Origin of the sequence: Citrobacter sp. RHBSTW-00570 (assembly GCF_013739755.1) — a bacterium.
Classification (GTDB): domain Bacteria; phylum Pseudomonadota; class Gammaproteobacteria; order Enterobacterales; family Enterobacteriaceae; genus Citrobacter; species Citrobacter braakii.
The window spans coordinates 1,964,619-1,989,975 of the sequence record NZ_CP056399.1 but is presented as its reverse complement, the minus strand read 5'-3'; the positions used below and the strand labels follow the sequence as shown (position 1 = coordinate 1,989,975).

Below are 25,357 nucleotides of genomic sequence, written 5' to 3'. Positions count from 1 at the left end.
AAATCAGCACTAAATAACAATAATGGTTCTCATTTATATTATTTATCAGCTCATAGATTTCAGAAAATTTATTCCAGTAATGTCCCTTAACAGTGCAAAATTTATTAATCAATTCTATTAAATCCTGTTCATCTCAATTTTATTGCGTACATCATTCAGCATTGATAATCGCTTTGCTGATTACCTCGCTATTTTTTGGTATTCTTGGACGAGCGCTAAATTGATCCCGGACATAACTGAACAATGAATGACGGCAAGCAGCAACCTGGTTTTCTCTTTCACGATTACGAGACCTTTGGTACCCATCCGGCGCTGGACAGACCCGCGCAATTTGCGGCTATCCGCACAGATAGCGATTTCAACATCATCGGTGAACCTGAAGTCTTTTATTGCAAACCCGCAGACGACTATCTGCCGCAGCCTGAGGCGGTGCTGATAACCGGTATCACACCGCAGGAAGCGCGTGAAAAAGGAGAAAATGAAGCCGCTTTTGCTGCGCGCATCCACGCCCTGTTCACCGTGCCGAAAACCTGTATCCTGGGCTATAACAACGTGCGCTTCGATGATGAAGTGACGCGCAACATCCTGTATCGCAATTTCTACGATCCCTACGCCTGGAGCTGGCAGCACGATAATTCACGCTGGGATCTGCTGGATGTGATGCGCGCCTGTTATGCCCTGCGTCCTGAAGGAATTAACTGGCCGGAAAACGACGACGGCTTACCCAGCTTTCGCCTGGAGCATTTGACCAAAGCCAACGGTATTGAACATGCCAATGCCCACGATGCGATGGCCGATGTATACGCCACAATTGCCATGGCGCAATTAGTGAAGTCGCGCCAGCCGCGCCTGTTTGATTATCTCTACAGCCATCGCAATAAGCACAAGCTGGCCGCACTGATTGATGTCCCGCAAATGAAGCCGCTGGTCCATGTTTCGGGGATGTTCGGCGCATGGCGCGGCAACACCAGTTGGGTGGCGCCATTAGCCTGGCATCCTGAGAATCGCAACGCGGTGATTATGGTCGACTTAGCCGGTGATATTTCACCGCTGCTCGAACTGGACAGCGACGCGCTGCGTGAGCGGCTCTACACTGCTAAAGCTGATCTGGGAGATAACCCAGCCGTGCCGGTTAAACTGGTGCACATCAACAAATGCCCGGTACTGGCACAGGCGAATACCTTGCGCCCGGAAGATGCCGATCGCCTTGGCATTAACCGCCAGCATTGTCTGGATAATCTCAAAATACTGCGCGAAAACCCGCAGGTTCGCGACAAAGTGGTGGCCATCTTCGCCGATGCGGAACCCTTTACGCCATCAGATAACGTAGACGCACAGTTGTACAATGGTTTTTTCAGCGATGCTGACCGTGCCGCGATGAAAATCGTCCTGGAAACTGAGCCGCGCAATTTACCGGCGCTGGATATCTCCTTTGTCGATAAGCGCATTGAAAAGCTGCTGTTTAACTACCGCGCACGTAACTTCCCTGGAACGCTGGATGAAGCCGAACAGCAGCGCTGGCTGGACCATCGTCGTCAAATATTCACGCCGGAGTTTTTGCAAAATTACGCCAATGAATTGCAGATGCTGAGCCAGCAATATGCAGATAACAAAGAGAAACTGATGCTGCTGAAGTCACTCTGGCAGTATGCGCAAGAGATTGTATAACTCCCACGTATAAAAAAACCGGAGAACATGTCTCCGGTTTTTTTATCTAAATACAGTTATTACGCGATATCTTCGTCGTACTGTGGCACCGGGTTACGGAAGCTTTTGGTCACGCAAGCCAGGTAAATCAGACCAATAGCGGCCCAGATCAGACCCAGAACCATTGAGCTCTCTTCCAGGTTCACCCACAGCGCACCAACGGTCAGCGCACCGCACATTGGCAGGAACAGATACTGGAAGTGGTCTTTCAGCGTCTTGTTACGCTTCTCACGGATCCAGAACTGGGAGATCACCGACAGGTTAACGAAGGTAAACGCCACCAGCGCACCGAAGTTAATCAGCGCCGTCGCCATCACCAGGTCGAAGTTAATTGCCAGCAGAGCAATCGCACCAACCAGAATGATGTTCATGGACGGAGTACGCCATTTCGGGTGGACATAACCGAAGAAACTTTTCGGGAACACACCGTCACGCCCCATCACATACATCAGACGCGCTACGCCTGCATGCGCCGCCATACCTGACGCCAGTACGGTAATGGTAGAGAAAATCAGCGCGCCGACCTGGAAGAACTTACCAGCGACATACAGCATGATTTCCGGCTGCGAAGCGTCCGGATCCTTGAAGCGTGAGATATCCGGGAAGTACAGCTGCAACAGATAGGTGGAGACGATAAAGATCAGGCCACCAATCAGCGCGGTCAGGAAAATCGCCCGCGGGATCACACGTTCAGCGTCTTTGGTTTCTTCAGACAGGTTGCTGATACCGTCAAAACCGGTGAACGAGAAGCACAGGATAGTCGCTCCCGTGATCATCGGGATCACATGCGCATCACCTGACCAGAACGGACGGCTGCTCGCCAGCGTACCGGCACCTTCCCCTTCGAACACGCCATAAACGACCATGCCGAGGATCACTGCAATCAGCACCACCTGCAACAACACGATGACGGTGTTGAAATTCGCAACAGATTTCAGGCTGCGCAGGTTAAAGGCAGTCATAAAGGCCACCAGCGCCACCACGAATATCCATGACGGTATCGACGGCACCAGAGCTTCAAAATAAATTTTCGCCAACAGAATGTTGATCATCGGTGCGAACAGGTAGTCCAGCAGTGATGACCAACCCACCATAAAGCCAACGGTCGGGCTAATGGATTTCTGGGCGTAAGTGTAGGCAGAGCCTGCAGACGGATAGCGACGCACCAGTTTACCGTAGCTCAGTGCGGTAAAGAGGATGGCGATCAGTGCAAAGGCGTAAGCTGTCGGGACGTGACCATCGGTCATTCCTGATACGATACCGAATGTATCGAACAGCGTCATCGGCTGCATATAGGCAAGGCCCATCATGACAACCGGAACCAGCGTAAGCGTTTTACGTAATTCCACGCGAGAGGTGTTTGGAGTAGCGTTATGCGACATGGTTATCCCCCATTACGGCGAAAACCGTCGCGTAAGCAAAAAATTGCCCCATTTTTTGTTAATCCTCAGCGACAACAACTGTCGATTTTTAAGTAAGTATCTATCCGGTACGAAGCCCGGCCTCTTTTATGAATGATTGGTTTGATGCAAAAAAATAACCGACGCGTATTAAAACGTCGGTTAATGTCATTTTTTGCAAGCGGCGTATTTTGCACTAATTTGGAGAGAAATAACAAGAGATTGAAGCTACTACAAAAGAATATTTTTTCTTAACTGATTGATTTATCAGCAGCCGTTTTAACATACATCCCCGCAATAGCACTATTTGCTAAAATCTCATCCCGCCACCAGGCACTGGCCAACCCGGCAGTCTGTTCATTCCAACCTATCCACACGGGTTCAAAGATAATTTGTGCGACCACCTTTTTCTCAATCAGAGCGCCACTCTCCAGAAATCGCTGTGCCAGGTAGCGCGGAATATAGCCGCATCCCAGACCACTGATTTGCAGTTCCAGCTTGGTTTTGAAGTCAAAAACGGTGATGGCTTCCTGATCGTCAAGCACCTGGGAGCCGGAGACGTTGGCATGCTGTGCATTGTCGCCCACCACAATCGCGCGAAAACGCCGAATAGTGCGACGATTCAACGGCTCCTGTTCCTGCGCCAGCGGATGATGCGACGCAACCACAAACACCTGCTCCAGAACCCCTAGCTGCGCAAAGCCAAATTCGCTCGCTGCAGGCGGCTCATGCGTGGCGCCGACAATAATATCCGCCCGCCCCTGAGTGAGGGCATCCCAGGAGCCGCCCAGCACGCCATTGATAAATTTCAGGCGCGTCACACTGTGGTGTTGATAGAAAGATTCGATGAGTGGGGCCAGCAGCGAAAAGGGAAACGTATCATCTACGCCAATAACCAGTTCATTCTCCCAGCCTTCGTGAAGTTTAATCGCCTGCTTTTCGAGTTCGCGGACGGTGTGCAACACCTCCCGCCCCTTTTCCAGCAGCATCTGCCCGGTACGGGTAAACTTAGCCCGATGTCCGCTGCGATCGAGTAGCTGAATATTAAGATCGCTTTCCAGCTTATGGACGGTGTAGCTAAGCGCAGACGGCGTCTTAAACAATTTTGCCGACGCCGCTGCGAAACTGCCCTCTTTTTCCAACGCATCGAGGATGATAAGAACGTCCAGCAGTGGTTTCATACTCGCCCCCTGGCGGTATCAGCGGCACTCTGCTGGTCTGTCACTCCATCGGCATCACCAGCGGGTCAGGATACTGGTACTCAAACCCAAGCTCGTTACAAATACGGTTGCCATCAATGACTTTACCTTTACCGTTATCCTCATTGCCACGAAATTCCGGCGGCTCCATCCCCAACTGGCGGGCCATCTGTGGATAGAACACATTGCGCGCCGGATGCATAGGCGCACATATATTATAGATGTGTCCCCCTTTTGGCGCTTGCAGCAGCAAAGAGATGGCGGCAACCACATCATCCAGATGCACCAGATTGACGCCATGGTGTCCATCTGGCGCTGTCTTGCCAGCGAAAAAACGACCGGGATGTCTTCCCGGGCCGACAAGTCCGGCCAGGCGCAAAATATCCACCGAAGTGCCGGGTAAATTGTGCAACCAGTCTTCAAGTTCTTTCAAAACGCGACCACTTGCCGTGACCGGGTTACGCTGAGTCCCTTCTTTCACGATGCCTTGTGCATCGCCATAGACCGACGTCGAACTGGTAAAAATAATCCGCGGGATACGGTACGCCAGCGCACTGTCGACCAGCTCCTGCATAGCCTGCAGGTAAAATGTCTCCCCCGGACCGCTACGGCGCGCAGGTAGCGTAATAACCAGCGCGTCGGCGTCCATCAGTGCGTCGAGATCGTCTGTCTCACAAACCAGTTCAGGCTCCAGGCGCAGCGAGTAGCTCTCTATACCACTCATGCGGGCCGCTTCCACCCCATCCAATGTGGTTTTGCTGCCGGTAACCTGCCAGCCTCTCGCCGCCAGCGACATAGCTAACGGCATGCCTAACCAACCTAAACCGACAATTGCGACCTTTTTCATGCCTTCTCTCCTGACTTTTGGCCTATAACGCAAGGCTACGCTAGCCCACAGTGGCTGACAATTCATAGTATCAATATGAAATGAATTAATGATCAAAAAAAGCCCTTGCTTTCCGTAGCTAAAGTGGTTTAGGTTAAAAGACATCAAATGAATAAACATTCATCGAGAAAATTTATGACACGCGCTCAATTCAAACACCATCATCACCATCATCCTGACTAGTCTTTCAGGCGATGTGTGCTGGGAGACATTTAAATCTTCCAGCGGTGCATGAGCGTATGAGAAAGCCCCCGGAAGATTTCTTCCGGGGGCTTTTTTTTGTGCGTGACCCAAACTGATTCAGACAGGATAACGAGGAATAAAGAATGTTAGATAACACCCGTTTACGCATAGCTATGCAGAAATCAGGTCGTTTAAGCGATGATTCACGCGAATTGCTGGCCCGTTGCGGCATTAAAATTAATCTTCACACCCAGCGCCTGATCGCGATGGCTGAGAATATGCCGATCGATATTCTGCGCGTGCGTGATGACGATATCCCGGGTCTGGTGATGGACGGCGTCGTTGATCTCGGCATCATCGGGGAAAACGTTCTCGAAGAGGAACTGCTCAACCGCCGGGCACAGGGTGAAGATCCGCGCTATTTTACCCTGCGTCGTCTGGACTTCGGCGGCTGCCGTCTTTCGCTGGCTACCCCGGTTGATGAAGCCTGGGATGGCCCGGCAGCGCTGAACGGTAAGCGTATCGCTACCTCTTACCCACACCTGCTTAAACGTTATCTTGATCAAAAAGGAGTGTTGTTTAAATCCTGTCTGTTAAACGGCTCTGTAGAAGTCGCTCCCCGCGCAGGTCTGGCTGATGCGATTTGCGATCTGGTGTCAACCGGAGCCACGCTTGAAGCCAACGGTCTGCGTGAAGTGGAAGTGATTTACCGCTCTAAAGCCTGCCTGATTCAGCGCGACGGCGAAATGGCCGAAGCCAAGCAACAACTGATCGACAAACTGCTGACCCGTATTCAGGGGGTTATTCAGGCACGTGAATCAAAATACATCATGATGCACGCGCCGAGCGAACGTCTGGACGAAGTCATCGCCCTGCTGCCTGGCGCTGAGCGCCCTACCATTCTGCCACTGGCAGGTGACCAACAGCGCGTAGCCATGCACATGGTCAGCAGCGAAACCCTGTTCTGGGAAACGATGGAAAAACTGAAAGCGCTCGGCGCCAGCTCAATTCTGGTGCTGCCGATTGAGAAGATGATGGAGTGATAGCCATGAGCTTCAATACCCTGATCGACTGGAATAGCTGTAGCCCCGAGCAGCAGCGCGAACTGCTGATGCGCCCGGCGATATCCGCCTCTGAAAGCATCAGCCGTACGGTGGCCGAGATTCTTGAGAACGTCAAAAATAACGGCGACCGGGCGCTGCGTGAATACAGTGCAAAGTTTGACAAAACCGAGGTCGGCGCGCTGCGCGTCACCGAAGAAGAAATTCAGCAAGCCAGTAGCCGCCTGAGCGACGAGCTGAAACAAGCCATGCAGGCGGCGGTGCGTAATATTGATGCGTTCCACACCGCGCAAATCCTGCCGCCGGTGGATATTGAAACTCAGCCTGGCGTGCGCTGCCAGCAGGTTACTCGCCCTATCGCCTCCGTGGGGCTGTATATTCCTGGGGGATCGGCACCGCTATTCTCGACCGTATTAATGCTGGCGACCCCGGCGCGTATCGCCGGCTGCAAAAAAGTAGTGCTCTGCTCACCGCCGCCGATTGCCGATGAAATCCTCTACGCCGCGCAACTGTGTGGCGTAAAAGAGGTGTTCAACGTGGGCGGCGCGCAGGCCATTGCCGCGCTGGCGCTGGGTACCAAATCTATTCCTAAGGTCGATAAAATCTTCGGGCCAGGCAATGCGTATGTGACCGAAGCCAAACGTCAGGTCAGCCAACGTCTTGACGGCGCGGCTATCGACATGCCTGCGGGCCCGTCTGAAGTGCTGGTTATTGCCGACAGCGGCGCGACGCCTGACTTTGTTGCTTCCGACCTGCTCTCTCAGGCCGAACACGGCCCCGACTCGCAGGTTATCCTGCTGACGCCAGACGCTACGCTTGCCGAAGGCGTGGCTAAAGCCGTTGAACGCCAGCTTGCCGAGCTTTCCCGCGCCGACACCGCACGTCAGGCGCTCGCCGCCAGTCGACTGATCGTCGCCAGAGACCTTGAGCAATGCGTGGCCATCTCTAACGCCTACGGCCCGGAGCACCTGATTATTCAGACCCGTAACGCGCGTGAACTGGTTGACGATATCACCAGCGCTGGTTCGGTCTTCCTGGGTGACTGGTCTCCTGAGTCGGCTGGCGACTATGCTTCCGGCACCAACCACGTTCTTCCGACCTACGGCTATACCGCAACCTGCTCAAGCCTTGGGCTGGCTGATTTCCAGAAACGGATGACGGTACAGGAATTAACTCCCCAAGGTTTCTCTGCCCTGGCCTCCACCATTGAAACACTGGCCGCGGCTGAACGACTGACTGCCCACAAAAATGCCGTCACCCTGCGCGTTAACGCCCTGAAGGAGCAAGCATGAGCACTGACAACTTTCTCAGCGTCACTGATTTAGCCCGTAAGAATGTTCGCGAGTTAACGCCCTATCAGTCTGCCCGTCGTCTTGGCGGTAACGGGGACGTGTGGCTCAACGCGAATGAGTACCCAACCGCCGTTGAGTTCCAGCTACGCCAGCAGACGCTGAACCGCTATCCGGAGTGTCAGCCGAAAGCCGTAATTGAGAATTACGCGCAATATGCTGGCGTCAAACCAGAGCAGGTGCTGGTCAGCCGCGGCGCAGATGAAGGGATCGAACTGCTGGTGCGCGCTTTTTGCGAACCCGGTAAAGATGCCATTCTCTACTGTCCGCCGACTTACGGCATGTACAGCGTCAGCGCCGAAACGATTGGCGTTGAATGCCGCACCGTCCCGACCCTGGATAACTGGCAGCTGGATTTACAAGGCATCGCGGACAAGCTTGATGGCGTGAAAGTGGTCTACGTATGCAGCCCCAATAACCCAACCGGCCAGCTGATAAATCCGCAGGACCTACGTTCACTGCTCGAAATGACGCAGGGTAAAGCCATCGTGGTCGCTGATGAGGCCTATATTGAATTTTGTCCTCAGGCCACGCTGGCAGGCTGGCTGTCTGAGTATCCGCATCTGGCAGTATTACGTACGCTGTCTAAAGCGTTTGCTCTCGCCGGTTTACGCTGCGGATTTACGCTGGCGAATGAAGAGGTTATCAATCTGCTGTTAAAGGTGATTGCTCCCTACCCGCTTTCTACCCCGGTAGCGGATATTGCCGCCCAGGCGCTGACGCCACAAGGGATTTCCGCCATGCGCCAACGCGTAGAGCAGATCCTGCTAGAGCGTCAGTATCTGGTGGAGAACCTGAAAACCATTCGCTGTGTAGAGCAGGTTTTCGACTCTGAAACCAACTATGTTCTGGCGCGCTTCACCGCATCAAGCAGCGTATTTAAATCTTTGTGGGATCAGGGCATTATCTTACGAGATCAGAATAAACAACCTTCATTAAGCGGCTGTCTGCGAATTACTGTCGGAACCCGCGAAGAGAGCCAGCGCGTCATTGACGCCTTACGTGCGGAGCAAGTATGAGCCAGAAGTATCTTTTTATTGACCGTGATGGAACCCTGATTTCAGAACCGCCAAGTGACTTTCAGGTCGATCGCTTTGACAAACTCGCCTTCGAGCCGGACGTCGTTCCCGTTTTGCTGAAGCTGCAAAAAGCCGGCTTTAAGCTGGTGATGATTACTAACCAGGATGGACTCGGTACGCAGAGCTTCCCGCAGGCCGATTTTGACGGTCCGCATAACCTGATGATGCAAATATTCACCTCTCAGGGCGTAGCATTTGATGAGGTGCTGATCTGCCCGCACCTGCCAGCGGACGCGTGTGATTGCCGTAAGCCAAAAGTGAAACTGGTTGAGCAGTATCTGGTTGAACAGGCCATGGATGTGGCAAACAGCTACGTCATTGGTGATCGGGCGACCGATATTCAGCTCGCAGAAAACATGGGCATTAGCGGATTACGCTACCACCGCGACACCCTGAACTGGGCGATGATCGGTGAGCAGTTGACCAAACGAGACCGTTACGCGCACGTTGAGCGTAATACCAAAGAGACGCAGATTGACGTCAAAGTCTGGCTGGACCGCGAAGGCCGTAGCAAAATCAATACCGGCGTTGGCTTCTTTGACCACATGCTGGATCAAATCGCCACCCACGGCGGTTTTCGCATGGAGATTGCCGTCAAAGGCGATCTGTATATTGACGATCACCACACCGTTGAAGATACCGGTCTGGCGCTGGGTGAAGCCTTAAGGCTGGCATTAGGCGATAAACGCGGTATCAACCGTTTTGGTTTTGTGCTGCCGATGGACGAGTGCCTGGCACGTTGCGCGCTGGATATCTCGGGGCGTCCGCACCTGGAATACCGCGCGGAGTTTACCTACCAGCGCGTTGGCGATCTGAGCACAGAGATGATTGAACACTTCTTCCGTTCACTCTCTTACACCATGGGTGTCACCTTGCACCTGAAAACCAAAGGGAAAAATGACCACCACCGTGTGGAGAGCCTGTTTAAAGCCTTTGGTCGTACGCTGCGTCAGGCTATTCGCGTAGAAGGCGATACGCTGCCCTCCTCAAAAGGAGTGCTGTAATGAACGTGGTGATCCTTGATACCGGCTGCGCCAATCTGCACTCGGTGAAATCCGCCGTCGCGCGCCATGGATACGACCCGGTTGTCAGCCGTGACCCGGACGTGGTGCTGCGTGCCGATAAACTGTTTCTGCCGGGCGTCGGTACCGCCCAGGCGGCTATGGACCAGTTGCACGAGCGTGAACTGATTGAACTGATTAAAGCCTGTACGCAACCGGTACTGGGGATCTGCTTAGGCATGCAACTGCTTGGCCGCCGCAGCGAAGAGAGTAACGGTGTCTCTCTGCTGGGCATTATTGAGCAGGACGTTCCGAAGATGACCGATTTCGGTCTGCCGCTGCCGCATATGGGCTGGAATCGCGTCTATCCGCAGGCGGGAAATCGTCTGTTCCAGGGCATTGAAGATGGCGCATATTTCTACTTTGTACACAGCTATGCTATGCCGGTGAACCCGTGGACCATCGCCCAGTGCCATTACGGCGAACCATTTACCGCGGCAGTACAAAAGGACAATTTCTTTGGCGTGCAGTTTCACCCTGAACGCTCGGGCGCGGCTGGGGCGCAGTTGCTGAAAAACTTTCTGGAGATGTAATGATTATTCCGGCATTAGATTTAATCGACGGCACGGTGGTGCGTCTTCATCAGGGCGATTACGCAACGCAACGTGATTATGGCAACGATCCTCTCCCCCGTTTACAGGATTACGCAGCTCAGGGTGCCGAAGTACTGCACCTGGTTGATTTAACTGGCGCGAAAGACCCGGCGCAGCGGCAGATCCCACTGATTAAAACGCTGGTCGCTGGTGTCAATGTTCCGGTACAGGTTGGCGGTGGCGTGCGCACTGAATCGGACGTTGCGGCGCTGCTTGACGCAGGGGTGGCGCGCGTGGTGGTAGGTTCGACGGCAGTAAAATCCCCCGAGGTAGTCAAGAGCTGGTTTGCCCGTTTTGGCGCCGACGCGCTGGTACTGGCGCTGGACGTTCGTATTGACAAGCGCGGTAATAAACAGGTAGCGGTTAGCGGCTGGCAGGAAGATTCCGGGGTTTCTCTGGAAGAACTGGTTGAGACCTATTTACCCGTCGGCCTGAAACACGTGCTGTGCACCGATATCTCCCGCGACGGCACGCTGGCTGGCTCAAACGTCGCGCTTTATGAAGAAGTGTGCGCCAAATATCCGCAGGTAGCATTCCAGTCATCTGGCGGCATTGGCGGGATCGAGGACGTAGCAGCCCTGCGTGGAACCGGCGTACGCGGCGTGATCGTCGGACGCGCCCTGCTGGAAGGTAAGTTCACCGTTGAGGAGGCCATTCAATGCTGGCAAAACGCATAATTCCTTGTCTGGACGTTCGTGATGGGCAGGTGGTAAAAGGCGTCCAGTTTCGCAATCACGAGATTATTGGCGACATTGTCCCGCTGGCAAAACGCTATGCCGATGAAGGCGCAGATGAACTGGTGTTCTACGATATCACCGCCTCCAGCGATGGCCGCGTAGTGGATAAAAGCTGGGTATCTCGCGTGGCGGAAGTGATCGATATTCCGTTCTGCGTTGCCGGTGGCATTAAATCCATCGACGATGCGGCGCGCATCCTCTCCTTCGGGGCGGATAAAATCTCTATCAACTCCCCGGCGCTGGCTGAACCGGAGCTTATCACCCGCCTGGCGGACCGCTTCGGCGTGCAGTGTATCGTGGTAGGCATTGATACCTGGTATGACGCTGAAACCGGCAAATATCATGTTAATCAATATACCGGGGATGAAAGCCGTACCCGCGTCACGCAGTGGGAAACGCTGGACTGGGTGCAGGAAGTACAAAAACGCGGCGCAGGCGAAATCGTCCTGAACATGATGAACCAGGACGGCGTGCGTAACGGTTATGACCTGGAGCAACTGAAAAAAGTGCGCGACGTGTGCCACGTACCGCTGATTGCCTCCGGCGGCGCGGGCACCATGGAACACTTCCTTGAAGCATTCCGGGACGCCGACGTTGACGGCGCGCTTGCCGCTTCCGTCTTTCACAAGCAAATTATTAATATTGGCGAATTAAAAGCGTACCTGGCAACACAGGGCGTGGAGATCAGGATATGTTAACGAAGCAACAATGCCGCGAGCTGGACTGGGAAAAAACCGACGGACTGATGCCAGTCATCGTGCAGCATGCGGTTTCCGGTGAGGTACTAATGCTGGGTTATATGAACCCGGAAGCACTGGATAAAACGCTTGAAAGCGGCAAAGTGACCTTTTTCTCGCGGACCAAACAGCGCCTGTGGACCAAGGGTGAAACCTCCGGTCACTTCCTGAACGTGGTGAGCATCGCGCCCGACTGCGACAACGACACCCTGCTGGTACTGGTTAACCCGATTGGCCCGACCTGCCATAAAGGCACCTCAAGCTGCTTTGGCGATGCCAGCCACCAGTGGCTGTTCCTGTATCAACTGGAGCAACTACTGGCCGAACGTAAAACCGCTGATCCGGCAAGCTCCTACACTGCGAAGCTGTATGCCAGCGGCACCAAACGCATTGCGCAAAAAGTGGGTGAAGAAGGCGTAGAGACCGCGCTGGCCGCAACCGTGAACGATCGTTTCGAACTGACCAATGAAGCCTCTGATCTGATGTATCACCTGCTGGTTCTGCTGCAGGATCAGGACCTCGACCTGACGACGGTGATTGAGAATTTACGCAAAAGACATCAGTAATCTGTAGACGTAAAAAAACCGGGCGAGCCCGGTTTTTTTGTTATTGAGATGAGCGCTTATTCGGCTTTGTCTTTATAGTTGCGCAGCGCATTTCGCCCCAGCACGATCCCGGCACCAATCATCCCGCCGAGCAGAACCGCCAACACCAAAGTTATTGATTTTTTGGGGCTATCACGACGAATCGGTAACGTTGGTTTCATCACATAGCGGTAGGAGTGCAGTTTTGCCTTTTCAAGATTTAACGCCTCAATATCCAGCAGGTTTTGCTTGGTCTGGTAGTAATTACCAGAGAAGATCAAGGGACGAGTCGCTTCGTGTTCAATCATTGATTTCAGTGCATCACTGCCCAGCAATAGCATACTGTCCTGCGTGACATCCTGAGTTTGCTGAATTTGTGGCTTAATTACCCCAGCCTGTTCTGCATAACGCAAAGCTTCCTGAATTTGCCTAATTCGCAGATCTTTTTGTTCCTGAGCAACCGCTTCCTGAGTTTTCAGAGAATCTTGCAGCGTAGCTGTTTGCAACTTGACATTATCAGCAAGATCAAGCTCCAGTTCTTTGGCAACCTTTTCATCTATTTGTTGAATATATTCAGCAAGTTGACGCTGAGCTTCTTCTGGGGAAGCACCAACATAAGAAACCGCTAACGGCAGTTGTTGGCCTTTTACAGACTGCTCAATCGACAGTTTTTCCGGTTTTTCCTGATTATCCAGCGTTTCCGCCAATGCAGAGAAAGAGGTACTGAAACGACCAATAACGTTTGTCTGAAGTTCAGTCACCTTAGGCGCGCTGGCACCATACAACACATTGAGTGCGTTGTTATACGTGGCAATCTGTCCAACATCCGGTTGAGTGATAATCGCTGTAGAGGTCCATTTCTCTTTAGCAACCGCTAAATAACCGACAGCACAGGCAATAGCAATAACGATAGCAACAATAATCGTCAATTTCCCACGCCACAGCTGCATCAATAAATCAATCAGATCAATCTGCTCCGGATCGTTACTGCGCCCGGATACGTTGTTATCACTCACAGACATAGATACCCTAATTAAGGAAAGACTTAAACTCGAGTTAGTTTAGCTATAATTTGAAGCAATTCCATAGGATTAATGATAAAAAAATCAAATTGTTTGAGAGGTTTTGATTGGTATTTCAATCACTGGCGAAAAAGGGAAGCGATTAAACAATCATGTCAATACTCAAAGACTACTTCCTGAGGAAAAACGTGATGTAGCCCCCTGAAACACCGGACAGTAGCTGTATCTCCAGATAAGAGATAGGCTTGAATATATGTCTAACACTAACGCCAATTTTGAGATGACCGGGATCCTGTTAGGGCAAGAAGCCCGTAAACGTAAAACTCCTCAGGAGAAGATCGCCATTATCCAGCAGACGATGGAGCCGGGCATGAATGTCTCCCATGTCGCCCGCCTGCATGGTATCCAGCCCAGCCTGCTGTTTAAGTGGAAGAAGCAATATCAGGAAGGCAGCCTCACCGCCGTTGCGGCCGGAGAGGAAGTCGTTCCTGCTTCTGAGCTTACTGCTGCTCTGAAGCAGGTCCGGGAACTTCAGCGCCTTCTGGGCAAGAAGACGATGGAAGTTGAGATCCTGAAAGAAGCCGTGGAGTACGGCCAGTCGCGAAAATGGATAGCGCACGCGCCCTTGTTGCCAAAGGACGGGGAATAGCCCTGGTCAGCCGCACCATGGGCGTGTCGCGTGCGCAGCTGTCACTGCGGATTAACCGTTCTGCCGACTGGCAGGACAGGCGCTGTAACCGGCGTAATGACGAAGCAGACGAAGAAATACTGTCGGCTATCCTCGACATCATCAGCGATATGCCGAGTTATGGTTATCGACGCGTGTGGGGCATCCTGCGCAAGCAACGTCGCACAGAGGGACAGCCACCTGTGAACGCCAAACGGCTTTACAGGATAATGAGCGAGCATAACCTGTTGTTGTTGCATGACAAACCAGAGCGACCGAAGCGTGAACATAAGGGCAAGATAGCGGTGGCAGAAAGCGATATGCGCTGGTGTTCAGATGGCTTCGAGTTCGGCTGCGACAACGGCGAAAAACTGCGGGTAACGTTCGCGCTGGACTGCTGCGACCGTGAGGCCATAGACTGGGCAGCAAGCACGGGAGGCTATGACAGTTCGACCGTGCAGGATGTGATGCTGAGGTCGGTGGAAAAGCGCTTCGGCGACAGGCTACCGGAAACACCAGTGCAGTGGCTGACGGATAACGGTTCAGCGTATACCGCGTATGAAACGCGGAGGTTCGCGAGAGAGCTGAATCTGGAGCCCTGCACAACAGCGGTGAGCAGCCCGCAGAGTAATGGCATGGCCGAACGGTTCGTGAAAACGATGAAAGAAGACTATATCGCGTTCATGCCAAAACCGGATGTGAGAACAGCACTGCGAAACCTTGCAGTAGCGTTCACGCATTACAATGAAAACCACCCGCACAGCGCGCTGGGATATCACTCCCCGAGGGAATACCGGCGGCAGCGGACATCGTTAACTTAAGATACAAAAGCTGTCCGGAGATGGAGGGTCAAGATCATTCCTGAGGAAAAACGCCAATCACGAGTCTCAATCCCGTCAGTAGCCATACCTACTTTTATTTTATTTAATTCACAACATGAATATTTACAGACTTATGAGTAAAAATGGCAAGAGTAAAAAAAGATAACGATTAGCTTTTTTGCCATCTAGCGGTATCATTCCACCTTTAGTAGCAATTGATGGTGCTTGGCTATCCTTTAGCCGAACAGAGGAATTAGAATGAACTACTTAGTTACTGGTGCTGCTGGTTTCATCGGCTACCACGTTAGCAAACGTCTCCTTGAAGCTGGCCATCAAGTAGTCGGCATTGATAATCTTAACGATTACTACGACGTCAACCTTAAGCAGGCTCGTCTGGACTTACTGGCACAGCCCAGTTTCCATTTTCATAAGATTGATTTAGCTGACCGGGAAGGCATGGCTTCGCTCTTCGCATCAGAGCATTTTGAACGCGTAATTCATCTCGCAGCACAGGCTGGCGTACGTTATTCACTCGAAAACCCGCATGCTTACTCGGACTCTAACCTCACCGGTTTTTTGAACATACTGGAAGGTTGTCGCCATAATCAAATTCAGCATTTACTCTATGCTTCCTCCAGTTCTGTTTATGGCCTGAATCGAAAAATGCCTTTCTCTACGGATGATTCCGTCGATCATCCCGTGTCGCTGTATGCAGCGACCAAAAAAGCCAACGAGCTGATGGCCCATACTTATTCCCATTTGTACGGATTGCCCACAACTGGCCTGCGCTTCTTTACCGTGTACGGTCCATGGGGTCGTCCGGATATGGCGCTGTTCAAGTTCACCAAAGCGATGCTGGAAGGGAAAAGTATTGACGTTTATAACTACGGCAAAATGAAGCGTGACTTTACCTATATTGATGATATCGCCGAAGCAATCATTCGCCTGCAGGATGTTATTCCGCAATCAGACGAGCAGTGGACCGTTGAAACAGGAACACCAGCGGCCAGCATTGCGCCGTATCGAGTTTATAATATCGGTAATAGCTCACCAGTTGAGTTAATGGACTACATCCGAGCCCTTGAAGATGCACTGGGCATTGAAGCTACGAAAAATATGCTACCGCTACAGCCTGGCGATGTACTGGAAACCAGCGCAGATACTAAAGCACTGTATGATGTTATTGGTTTTAAACCTGAAAAGTCAGTCAAAGATGGGGTGAGGAACTTTGTTGACTGGTACCGTGATTTCTACAAAGTTTAATTACGCACCAATTTAGAATAAATATCCTCCGGCATAGCCGGAGGTTTTTCGGATGCGCCTAAAAGGCTCTGTTACCAGCCGCGCCCTAACAGGCGCATACGATCTGACATTTGCATCAGACTTCGTTACTTACGGCCCGTAAACGGGCTACCCGGATAAGGGATCGATAACTGCTCACCCATTTTATCTTCTGCAAGCTGCTGCTTTATGTATTCCTGTATCTTCACCGTGTTCTTACCCACCGTATCTACGTAGTATCCCCGGCACCAGAACTCTCTATTCCTGTACTTGAATTTCATATCCCCAAACTGTTCATACTGCATCAGACTGCTTTTCCCTTTCAGATACCCCATAAAGCCGGATACGCTCATTTTGGGTGGGATTTCCACAAGCATATGGATATGATCCGCACAGCATTCCGCTTCCAGGATCCGCACGTTTTTCCACTCACACAGCTTTCTTAAGATGCTGCCTATCGCCCTGCGTTTCTCACCGTAGAATGCTTGTCTCCGGTATTTGGGCGCAAAAACTATGTGATATTTACAGTTCCATCGGGTGTGCGCTAAGCTCTTTTCGTCCCCCATTGGGACCCCCTTTTGATTTCTTGTTAAACATTTGCAGTTGCCAGACCGCAATGTGGTTTAACAAATCAAAAGGGGTTTTAATAACTGGCCCAAAGCTGAAAGCTTTCCGGACCCCCCAGCCTAGCTGGGGGTTTTCTGTGCACAATAAAAAGGCCTTTTATATGAAGAGGAAGATTAATCGCTACCAAACAGATCGCGTGTATACACTTTTTCGGCAACATCAGATAATTCTGACATCATGCGGTTAGAAATAATAATATCTGCCTCATTTTTGAACGTTTGAAGATCACGAACGACCCGAGAGTGGAAAAACTCATCTTCCTCCATCACAGGTTCATAAATAATAACGGGCACACCCTTGGCTTTAATACGCTTCATGATTCCCTGAATAGATGATGCCCGGAAGTTATCGGAACCACTTTTCATGATCAAACGGTACACGCCGACGACCTTAGGTTTGCGTGCAAGGATAGAATCGGCAATAAAGTCTTTGCGCGTACGGTTAGCATCCACAATTGCAGAAATGAGATTATTAGGCACCGACTGGTAGTTCGCCAGCAACTGTTTAGTATCTTTCGGCAAGCAATATCCGCCGTAGCCGAATGACGGATTATTATAATGGTTGCCAATACGTGGATCCAGACAAACACCCTCTATAATTTGTCGGGCATTTAGACCTAAGCTTTCAGCGTAGCTGTCCAACTCATTAAAATATGCTACACGCATAGCTAGATAAGTATTAGCAAAAAGTTTTATCGCTTCGGCTTCAGTAGAGTCTGTAAATAAAGTTGGAATATTTTGTTTTACTGCGCCTTCCTGCAATAACTCTGCTAATCGAGTAGCACGTGCCGAACACTCCCCAATCACAATACGTGAGGGATGAAGATTATCATAAAGCGCTTTCCCTTCTCGCAAAAACTCAGGCGAGAAAATGATATTATCTGTGCCCAAACGTTCTTTAATTGACTGGGTAAAACCTACCGGGATGGTTGATTTAATAATCATCACTGCTTGAGGATTCACTTCCAACACATCGCGAATGACTGATTCAACGCTGGAGGTATTAAAGTAGTTGGTTTTAGGATCGTAATCAGTCGGAGTAGCGATAATGACATAATCGGCATTTTTGTAAGCATCTTGCTTGTCGGTTGTTGCGCGAAAATTAAGATCTTTCGTTGATAGGTACTCTTCTATTTCTTTGTCAGCAATGGGTGATTGCTTCCTGTTAAGCATATCCACTTTAGACTGCACAATGTCCAGCGCGACCACTTCGTGATTTTGGGCAATCAAAATCCCATTTGAAAGTCCCACATAACCTGTTCCTGAAATAGTTATTTTCATTAGCTCTGACTTCTTTTGGTTAAGCATTAAAGAGTGAAATAATCACCATCGTTAGACCCAACGTTACCGTATTGGATCAGAGTGAATACATTATATCGCGATTTAGTGCAGCTATGCCTACCAGACTTGACCGAATGCATTTTTTGTCCATAAAAAAGGCCCGAAGGAACGCTCCGGGCCTAGATTTACAGCAGGGATAAATCAGATTAATCCAGCCATTCCGTGTGGAACACGCCTTCTTTATCTATGCGTTTATACGTGTGCGCACCGAAGTAGTCACGCTGTGCCTGGATCAGGTTAGCTGGCAACACCGCAGAACGGTAGCTGTCGTAGTACGCCACTGCAGCGGAGAAGGTCGGTACCGGAATACCGTTCTGCACAGCGTAAGCCACAACGTCACGCAGCGCTTGCTGATATTCGTCAGCGATATTTTTGAAGTACGGAGCCAGCAGCAGGTTGGCGATACCTTTGTTTTCAGCATAGGCGTCGGTGATTTTCTGCAGGAATTGTGCACGAATGATGCAACCCGCGCGGAAGATCTTCGCGATTTCACCGTAGTTCAGATCCCAGTTATACTCGTCAGACGCAGCACGCAGTTGAGAGAAGCCCTGCGCGTAGGAAACGATTTTGCCCAGATACAGCGCGCGACGCACTTTCTCAACAAACTCTGCTTTATCACCAGCCAGTTTAGCCTGCGGGCCCGAGAGAACTTTAGATGCGGCCACGCGCTGGTCTTTCAGAGAAGAGATGTAGCGCGCGAAGACGGACTCGGTGATCAGCGACAACGGTTCGCCCAGATCCAGAGAGCTCTGGCTGGTCCACTTACCGGTGCCTTTGTTAGCGGCTTCATCGAGGATCACATCAACCAGATATTTACCCTCTTCATCTTTTTTGGTGAAGATATCTTTGGTGATGTCGATCAGGTAGCTGCTCAGCTCACCTTCGTTCCACTCGGTGAAGGTAGTTGCCAGCTCTTCGTTAGACAGGTTAAGGCCGCCTTTAAGCAGGGAATAGGCTTCAGCAATCAGTTGCATATCGCCGTATTCGATACCGTTGTGGACCATCTTCACATAGTGACCTGCACCATCCGCACCGATATAGGTCACGCACGGTTCGCCATCTTCAGCAACCGCAGCAATCTTAGTCAGGATCGGTGCAACCAACTCGTAGGCCTCTTTCTGGCCACCAGGCATGATGGAAGGGCCTTTCAGTGCGCCCTCTTCACCGCCGGAAACACCGGTACCGATGAAGTTGAAGCCTTCAGCAGACAGTTCGTGGTTACGACGAATGGTATCCTGGAAGAAGGTATTACCGCCATCAATGATGATGTCGCCTTTATCCAGATACGGTTTCAGGGAATCGATGGCAGCATCGGTGCCAGCGCCCGCTTTCACCATTAACAGGATACGACGTGGGGTTTCAAGAGACTCGACGAACTCTTTCACCGTGTAATAAGGTACCAGTTTCTTACCCGGGTTCTCGGCAACAACCTCTTCAGTTTTTTCGCGGGAGCGGTTGAAGATGGAGACGGTATAACCACGGCTTTCGATGTTGAGCGCCAGGTTGCGCCCCATCACTGCCATACCGACGACGCCGATCTGTTGCTTGGACATTACATACTCCTGTCAGGTGATAGTCACTTCTACAACATAAATAAGCGACCTTGATTATACACAAATACTATCTTAAATGTTGATAAGGATGATAGAGGGAGACATAAAATCCTGAGTCATTTTAATGCTTGTTTTTTTTAGCCAGATCATTATAAAGCGAGTAAGTTTTTTTATACATTGAATTGAAAGTAAAATTTTCAACATACAACTTACGCCCTGAATTACCCATAATTTCCCGTAACTGAGAATCACTGATTAACTCTGTTAACTTTTTCCTAATTTCAATTACATCACCACGAGGTATCAAATATCCAGTTTTACCATTGATGACTGATTCAGATGCCCCTCCGACATCTGATGCTATCACAGGAAGACTTGCACGCATTGCCTCAAGAATACTACGAGGAAAACCCTCCCAGTTAGAAATTAATAGAAAAATATCTGAATCCGCCAAAATTTCTTCCACATCATTTCGTTCCCCTAAAAATTCAATCTTTTTGTCTAAACCTAGCTCCACAGAATATTGTTTATAAAAATCGATTAACGGCCCCTTACCTACAAGCTTCAATTCCCAATCTAAAGTGGACATGCTGGATAAAGCTAAAAAAAGACTTTTGTGATCTTTTTGTTCTGAAAATCTAGGGAAGGTGCGAATAAGCAGGTCATTTCTTCCCAAGCTGACTCGCTGATTAAAATTTCGCGGATCTGGGCCGATTTTTTTCCCGCAAACACATCGAATCAGCCTATTTAGGCTATTTTTTCCACCATTTCTGGCGTTATTTCCGGTTTTTACTGAGATCTCTCCCACTGACGTATCATTTGGTCCACCCGAAACAGGTTGGCCAGGGTGAATAACATCGCCAGTTGGTTATCGTTTTTCAGCAGCCCCTTGTATCTGGCTTTCACGAAGCCGAACTGCCGCTTGATGATGCGAAACGGGTGCTCCACCCTGGCACGGATGCTGGCTTTCATGTATTCGATGTTGATGGCCGTTTTGTTCTTGCGCGGATGCTGCTTCAAGGTTTTTACCCTGCCGGGACGCTCGGCGATCAGCCAGTCCACATCCACCTCGGCCAGCTCCTCGCGCTGTGGCGCTCCTTGGTAGCCGGCATCGGCTGAGACAAATTGCTCCTCTCCATGAAGCAGATTACCCGGCTGATTGAGGTCATGCTCGTTGGCCGCGGTGGTGACCAGGCTGTGGGTCAGGCCACTCTTGGCATCGACACCAATGTGGGCCTTCATGCCAAAGTGCCACTGATTGCCTTTCTTGGTCTGATGCATCTCCGGATCGCGTTGCTGCTCTTTGTTCTTGGTAGAGCTGGGTGCCTCAATGATGGTGGCATCCACCAAAGTGCCTTGGGTCATCATGACGCCTGCTTCGGCCAGCCAGCGATTGATGGTCTTGAACAATTGACGGGCCAGTTGATGCTGCTCGAGCAGGTGGCGGAAATTCATGATGGTGGTGCGATCCGGCAGGGCGCTATCCAGGGATAATCGGGCAAACAGGCGCATGGAGGCGATTTCGTACAGGGCATCTTCCATGGCACCGTCGCTCAGGTTGTACCAATGCTGCATGCAGTGAATACGCAGCATGGTCTCCAGCGGATAGGGCCGTCGGCCATTGCCCGCCTTGGGATAAAACGGCTCGATGACTTCCACCATGTTTTGCCATGGCAGAATCTGCTCCATGCGGGAGAGGAAAATCTCTTTTCGGGTCTGACGGCGCTTAGTGCTGAATTCACTATCGGCGAAGGTGAGTTGATGGCTCATGATGTCCCTCTGGGATGCGCTCCGGATGAATATGATGATCTCATATCAGGAACTTGTTCGCACCTTCCCTAGCAACCGATACCATTTTTACATTTTTATTGAAATTGCTGTTGCTGTTGCTGTTGCTGTTGCTGTTGCTGTTGCTGTTGCTGTTGCTGTTGCTGTTGCTGTTGCTGTTGCTGTTGCTGTTGCTGTTGCTGTTGCTGTTGCTGTTGCTGTTGCTGTTGCTGTTGCTGTTGCTGTTGCTGTTGCTGTTTTTATAAGTAAAACCAATCTCTGGCATGCCATTATGAATAACTATTTGTTTAGAATCTGATGCTACATTGTACTGCATTGCAAGTTTCTTGTCTTGCTCAGAAACCGTTATAATTTTAGAAGCCAATGGAGTCATCATTCTTTCTATCGCACAATATATTTTCTGTTTTCTTTTTCCAACACCATTAGCAAATGCCCACCCATGGGCAGTAAAAATCACAGGAATATTTAATCCACAAGCCGCAAATCGTCCAATAATTCCTGCCTTAGACGAGTGTAAGGAAATTATATCAGGTTTAATTTTTTTAATCTCACGTCTTATCAAAAATATAGATTTTAAGTCACTCAGAGGTGAGATACTTCTCTTAAGTGTACTTATTATTTTTACATGAACGCCATTAGCATTCAATTGATTAACTAATGAACCATTTTCTCCTACAATAACGGTTGCTTTGCATCCGTCTTTTTGTAGTTGCAAGCACAAATCTCTGATATGAATCTGCGCCCCCCCAATCTCATCAGCCTTAGTAATTATATATAATACATGCATATACACCGCCAAATTATCTCAATCAATATATTTATTTACAATTTTACAATTTTACAATTTTACAATTTTACAATTTTACAATTTTTTTTATGAAATCATCGCTATATATTTCAACATCGTTAAATGTAGAAATTGAAGCACTATACATGCTATGAACCTTTCCCTGCGCCATTATATTTATAAAATACTTTGCTCGTTCGTAAAGATATTCTTCATTATCTATTTGTTTTGAATCAAACAGAAATGAATTAGTTCCATCATTACAGTAAGATGATATTTCACCTACATTAGTGACGCACGGAATTACCCCCACTTGCAATGCTTCAACTACAGACATTGCCATGCCTTCCTGTCTACTCATTTGTAAAAAGAAATCATATTTACTAAGTACTAACTCTATTTCTTTATTCTCTACGCTACCACGATATTTTACATTATTTTCTAATCTATGTGTTTTCATAAAACTTTTAATAGTTTTAAGCTCCCCCTCATCAGGACCATATATATCAAATCTAACATTGACATTTAAATCCTTCAAAAAACTTATAAATTTTAAAGAGCTTATGATATTTTTAATAGAATGTAATCGACCTATAAAAACAAAGCGAAAAACATCACTATTGAATGAATAGTCTTTGGGCTTTAGCTTCTTAGTTAAGAAGCTTATTACAGCGCCATCTTTTCTTATTCTTTCTTGTTGAAGGCATTTTTCCTTAGTTATATAAGAGTCAAAAAACACCTCATCAAAGTAATTATATCCTAGCTTATTTATTAGCTTATCAACAAGATGAGCATATCGTGTGCTATGTCTTATCATAACAAATCTAGGTTTCTTTTTTATAGGTATAAATAATAGCTTCGCAAAAAGTCCTAATAAAACAGATTTCCATAACGAGCAAACTACAATATCAGGCTTTTCTCTATAAATGACTCGTATAAATTTGACAAAAACCATAGGATTAATAAGGCTAGCATTCAACCTTAAAAAAGAATCATTTGCATTAGCCATAACACCTGCATTTTTTTCTATAATTACAATATTAAAATCACAATGAACCCTATTTATGTTCTCATATGCACTAAATACGGCAGTTTCCACCCCGCCCATTTTCTGCTTAGGGATAACATGTAATATTTTCACTTCAACTGTCCCAGAATTTCGACCCAATTACTGATGAACGCATGCACGGTGAACTTTTGTGCATTATTTTTTGCATTATCAGACATTATTACTCTCAGATTTTCATCTTGCATCAAACTTAAAATTTTCTCGGATAACTCCTGGATATTGTCTTGTTCGATTAAATAACCATTATTAGCTGTAAGAACCTCGCTCGGGCCACAATCACAATCAAAAGCGACAACTGGAAGCCCAAAGGCCTGAGCCTCAAGTAATACTAACACAAATCCTTCAAATCGTGAGGGTAAACAAAATATAGAGGATTTTAAATATAACTCTGAAACATTGGGCGTTGGCGGTATTATTTCAACATATTCACATAAATTATAGTCAATTATTAATTTTTTTAGGTTATCCTCTTCCGGACCATTGCCAACTATTTGTAATTTCCATCCATTTTTACAGTCGATTGATTGCCAAGCCTTGAGTAAACGATCAAATCCCTTCTGATACGTTAGCCTTCCGATTGATAAAATAATACGAGAATTCGAATCATATTCGTTACTCGTGATAGGGTACGTTGATGGATTATATATAACTTCAAGTTTGTCTTTGTTTTTATAAAATAAAGAATTACGCCAAAAGGTAATGTCCTTCTGTGATAAAACTACAATTTTATGACAGAAGCACATTGCTAGGATACGACCTATGTCTCTGAACTTAACTCCAAGATTAATCTTATAATTAAAATGTTCCCAGCAGATACCTTTACATTTTAAAAAGAAAACAGCAGGAATGCTATATACGCACAATATCGAATCAACTGTTATAAGTACATCAATTTCTTCTCTCACTAAGTGCTCTCTTAGTTTTTGTATCGTAGATATTTTGGAGAGCTTATTTTTTTCAGAAAGACTTACAAGATTCACTTTTTCATTTACAGTAAAATACTCATTTCCTAACTTTTTAATAGATACAATTGATACTTTGTATCCTTTCTCAACCAAGCCGTTTGCTGCTATGCATGTAATCCGTTCTGTACCACCAGAGTTACTGAGGTCGTAAATAAAGAAACATATTTTTTTCATCTTAAATAACATCTCCGAAAATCATTACAATATAAAAGCATAGCAAGTAAAAAATAAAAAAATATAAAATTAGGGATAGTTATCTTAACTAATGTTAATAATATAATTATTTTTTCACTATAAGTGAAACTTGATCTAAGCAAAAAATAAAGAGAAATAGCAATAAATATAATCCCAATAGGCAATCCGAATATAACAATTAGGTTTCCAAAATAAGTAAGATCATATAGAGCTTGATAATATGCGGGTGCATCTGGGCTATTACCAATCAAACCATATCCAAGTAGCATTATGGATGATTCATTAAATAAACCTTGAACAACCTCAAACTTGATATTATTACTTACATCACTTCCAGTGCTAATTTTATCGAATCTAGATAGAATTGATGGTAGGAAATATATACATACCAAGACAAAAGAAAATATAAGAACAGATACAGATTTTGCATTTATTTTCTTCAAATTTGTGACAATTAAAAATGCAATAGCTAACAATATGCCTAATGTGGAGTAGGTAAAGAAAATGCTAAAAATCCCAATGTAAATTACAACAGTATTTCTATTTCCGTTTAAAAAATAATATAAAGACAAAAGTGAAATCATTATCCCTGAATATATAGAAGGGTAATCCCCCCGAAAAGCCGGTGTGTTCATAAGTAGAATTTTCTCGTAATCTGAACCGGGA

24 protein-coding genes, 1 pseudogene and 1 other annotated feature are annotated in these 25,357 nt (G+C 48.3%); of the genes and pseudogenes, 12 read left to right on the top strand and 13 right to left on the bottom strand.

Features of this window, described 5'->3' with window-relative positions:
• Positions 1–243: 243 nt before the first annotated feature.
• Complete coding sequence (gene sbcB / locus HV237_RS09260) at positions 244–1,668, top strand: exodeoxyribonuclease I (RefSeq protein ID WP_047357928.1); 1,425 nt, start codon at positions 244–246, stop codon at positions 1,666–1,668.
• 59 nt (positions 1,669–1,727) lie between these two features.
• On the opposite strand, the gene plaP is transcribed toward sbcB, so the two are convergent.
• The 3 genes and pseudogenes from plaP to HV237_RS09240 form a co-directional block, all read right to left on the bottom strand.
• The gene (gene plaP, locus HV237_RS09255) at positions 1,728–3,089 is read right to left on the bottom strand and encodes a putrescine/proton symporter PlaP (protein WP_016153551.1); all 1,362 of its coding nucleotides are present in this window, start codon (positions 3,087–3,089) and stop codon (positions 1,728–1,730) included.
• Between the two features lie 214 nt (positions 3,090–3,303).
• Positions 3,304–4,288 (bottom strand): annotated as a pseudogene (locus tag HV237_RS09245) (LysR substrate-binding domain-containing protein).
• Between the two features lie 40 nt (positions 4,289–4,328).
• Entirely contained in the window at positions 4,329–5,153 is an 825-nt protein-coding gene (locus tag HV237_RS09240) for an SDR family oxidoreductase (RefSeq protein WP_047357927.1), read from the bottom strand.
• A 174-nt stretch (positions 5,154–5,327) separates the two neighbouring features.
• Between HV237_RS09240 and hisL the strand changes: the two genes are divergently transcribed.
• The 9 genes from hisL to hisIE all read left to right on the top strand — a co-directional run bounded on the left by hisL (position 5,328) and on the right by hisIE (position 12,558).
• Positions 5,328–5,375, top strand: a complete 48-nt coding sequence (gene hisL, locus HV237_RS09235) for a his operon leader peptide (RefSeq protein WP_100250077.1) — start codon at positions 5,328–5,330, stop codon at positions 5,373–5,375.
• Positions 5,351–5,473: a sequence feature (His leader region), on the top strand. Its footprint overlaps the gene before it by 25 nt.
• Positions 5,474–5,518: 45 nt before the next feature.
• Positions 5,519–6,418, top strand: a complete 900-nt coding sequence (hisG, locus tag HV237_RS09230; RefSeq protein WP_047357926.1) for an ATP phosphoribosyltransferase — start codon at positions 5,519–5,521, stop codon at positions 6,416–6,418.
• Between the two features lie 5 nt (positions 6,419–6,423).
• The gene (gene hisD, locus HV237_RS09225) at positions 6,424–7,728 is read left to right on the top strand and encodes a histidinol dehydrogenase (RefSeq protein ID WP_047357925.1); all 1,305 of its coding nucleotides are present in this window, start codon (positions 6,424–6,426) and stop codon (positions 7,726–7,728) included.
• Complete coding sequence (gene hisC, locus HV237_RS09220; protein ID WP_047357924.1) at positions 7,725–8,804, top strand: histidinol-phosphate transaminase; 1,080 nt, start codon at positions 7,725–7,727, stop codon at positions 8,802–8,804. The genes hisD and hisC overlap by 4 nt, the downstream gene beginning before the upstream one ends.
• On the top strand, positions 8,801–9,868 hold the full coding sequence (hisB, locus tag HV237_RS09215) for a bifunctional histidinol-phosphatase/imidazoleglycerol-phosphate dehydratase HisB (RefSeq protein WP_047357923.1): 1,068 nt from the start codon (positions 8,801–8,803) through the stop codon (positions 9,866–9,868). Before hisC ends, hisB begins: the two co-directional genes overlap by 4 nt.
• The gene (gene hisH / locus HV237_RS09210; RefSeq protein WP_003030129.1) at positions 9,868–10,458 is read left to right on the top strand and encodes an imidazole glycerol phosphate synthase subunit HisH; all 591 of its coding nucleotides are present in this window, start codon (positions 9,868–9,870) and stop codon (positions 10,456–10,458) included. Before hisB ends, hisH begins: the two co-directional genes overlap by 1 nt.
• A complete protein-coding gene (gene hisA / locus HV237_RS09205; protein ID WP_047357922.1) occupies positions 10,458–11,195 on the top strand; it encodes a 1-(5-phosphoribosyl)-5-[(5-phosphoribosylamino)methylideneamino]imidazole-4-carboxamide isomerase in 738 nt (245 codons plus the stop codon). Before hisH ends, hisA begins: the two co-directional genes overlap by 1 nt.
• Positions 11,177–11,953, top strand: coding sequence for an imidazole glycerol phosphate synthase subunit HisF (gene hisF, locus HV237_RS09200; protein WP_019077116.1), 777 nt, complete (start codon positions 11,177–11,179; stop codon positions 11,951–11,953). Before hisA ends, hisF begins: the two co-directional genes overlap by 19 nt.
• Positions 11,947–12,558: a bifunctional phosphoribosyl-AMP cyclohydrolase/phosphoribosyl-ATP diphosphatase HisIE gene (gene hisIE, locus HV237_RS09195; RefSeq protein ID WP_000956425.1), complete on the top strand. Its 612-nt coding sequence runs from the start codon at positions 11,947–11,949 to the stop codon at positions 12,556–12,558. The genes hisF and hisIE overlap by 7 nt, the downstream gene beginning before the upstream one ends.
• A gap of 56 nt (positions 12,559–12,614) precedes the next feature.
• On the opposite strand, the gene wzzB is transcribed toward hisIE, so the two are convergent.
• The gene (gene wzzB, locus HV237_RS09190; protein ID WP_046275330.1) at positions 12,615–13,598 is read right to left on the bottom strand and encodes an LPS O-antigen chain length determinant protein WzzB; all 984 of its coding nucleotides are present in this window, start codon (positions 13,596–13,598) and stop codon (positions 12,615–12,617) included.
• 280 nt (positions 13,599–13,878) lie between these two features.
• Between wzzB and HV237_RS09185 the strand changes: the two genes are divergently transcribed.
• A protein-coding gene (locus HV237_RS09185) for an IS3 family transposase (RefSeq protein ID WP_116799391.1) occupies positions 13,879–15,086 on the top strand; the annotation gives its coding sequence in 2 pieces (ribosomal slippage) (positions 13,879–14,200 and positions 14,200–15,086; 1,209 coding nt in all).
• Between the two features lie 258 nt (positions 15,087–15,344).
• The gene (locus HV237_RS09180) at positions 15,345–16,349 is read left to right on the top strand and encodes an NAD-dependent epimerase (RefSeq protein WP_047357921.1); all 1,005 of its coding nucleotides are present in this window, start codon (positions 15,345–15,347) and stop codon (positions 16,347–16,349) included.
• Between the two features lie 125 nt (positions 16,350–16,474).
• On the opposite strand, the gene tnpA is transcribed toward HV237_RS09180, so the two are convergent.
• The 9 genes from tnpA to HV237_RS09135 form a co-directional block, all read right to left on the bottom strand.
• Positions 16,475–16,933 (bottom strand): IS200/IS605 family transposase, encoded by a 459-nt coding sequence (gene tnpA, locus HV237_RS09175; RefSeq protein WP_181541777.1) that lies wholly within the window; start codon positions 16,931–16,933, stop codon positions 16,475–16,477.
• Positions 16,934–17,107: 174 nt separating this feature from the next.
• Positions 17,108–18,274 carry a UDP-glucose 6-dehydrogenase gene (gene ugd / locus HV237_RS09170; protein ID WP_047359242.1) on the bottom strand — a complete coding sequence of 389 codons (1,167 nt, stop codon included), beginning with the start codon at positions 18,272–18,274 and terminating at the stop codon, positions 17,108–17,110.
• A 206-nt stretch (positions 18,275–18,480) separates the two neighbouring features.
• Positions 18,481–19,887, bottom strand: a complete 1,407-nt coding sequence (gndA, locus tag HV237_RS09165; RefSeq protein WP_047359243.1) for an NADP-dependent phosphogluconate dehydrogenase — start codon at positions 19,885–19,887, stop codon at positions 18,481–18,483.
• A gap of 121 nt (positions 19,888–20,008) precedes the next feature.
• Complete coding sequence (locus HV237_RS09160) at positions 20,009–20,695, bottom strand: glycosyltransferase (RefSeq protein WP_249415303.1); 687 nt, start codon at positions 20,693–20,695, stop codon at positions 20,009–20,011.
• The gene (locus HV237_RS09155; protein ID WP_181541554.1) at positions 20,677–21,657 is read right to left on the bottom strand and encodes an IS5-like element ISKpn26 family transposase; all 981 of its coding nucleotides are present in this window, start codon (positions 21,655–21,657) and stop codon (positions 20,677–20,679) included. Before HV237_RS09155 ends, HV237_RS09160 begins: the two co-directional genes overlap by 19 nt.
• 40 nt (positions 21,658–21,697) lie before the next feature.
• Positions 21,698–22,462 carry a glycosyltransferase gene (locus tag HV237_RS09150; RefSeq protein WP_181541775.1) on the bottom strand — a complete coding sequence of 255 codons (765 nt, stop codon included), beginning with the start codon at positions 22,460–22,462 and terminating at the stop codon, positions 21,698–21,700.
• A gap of 67 nt (positions 22,463–22,529) precedes the next feature.
• A complete protein-coding gene (locus HV237_RS09145) occupies positions 22,530–23,603 on the bottom strand; it encodes a glycosyltransferase family 4 protein (RefSeq protein ID WP_047359245.1) in 1,074 nt (357 codons plus the stop codon).
• Entirely contained in the window at positions 23,600–24,670 is a 1,071-nt protein-coding gene (locus HV237_RS09140; protein ID WP_047359247.1) for a glycosyltransferase family 4 protein, read from the bottom strand. The genes HV237_RS09145 and HV237_RS09140 overlap by 4 nt, the downstream gene beginning before the upstream one ends.
• The gene (locus HV237_RS09135) at positions 24,667–25,326 is read right to left on the bottom strand and encodes a hypothetical protein (protein WP_181541773.1); all 660 of its coding nucleotides are present in this window, start codon (positions 25,324–25,326) and stop codon (positions 24,667–24,669) included. Before HV237_RS09135 ends, HV237_RS09140 begins: the two co-directional genes overlap by 4 nt.
• Between the last annotated feature and the right edge of the window lie 31 nt (positions 25,327–25,357).